Source organism: Leifsonia sp. HAY1-4F (assembly GCF_056755275.1).
This window is the reverse complement of sequence record NZ_JBNDHX010000269.1, coordinates 1-275: the sequence shown is the minus strand read 5'-3', so window position 1 is coordinate 275 and position 275 is coordinate 1. Positions and strand designations below refer to the sequence as shown.

The 275-nt window shown below is 62.5% G+C and carries 1 pseudogene; it reads right to left on the bottom strand.

From position 1 onward, the window contains the following. A pseudogene (locus tag ACPYOG_RS19490) lies at positions 1-275 on the bottom strand (DNA/RNA non-specific endonuclease); the annotation flags it as partial.

Sequence of the window (275 nt, the reverse complement as noted above, 5' to 3'; positions counted from 1 at the left end):
AGCCTGATCTGCTCCATGCTCTCCAGTTCGATGGCTTTGGGCTGCTTGCCCAGTTCACGCTGGCCGCTGCCAAGACGGTCGGCGTTCGCGAGGCGGCTGAGGCTGAGCCCGGTGAGGTCGGCTATCTCTCCGATGGGAACCTGGAATGTCCGGAAGGGACCCAGGGGCGGCGGTTCGCCTTCAAGAAGCCGTTGATCAATGGCCCTTTTCAGTTCAACCTTCCCGAGCAGTGGCGACTGGTCCAGAATGAACCCGACGGCGGCCAGCTTGGCATC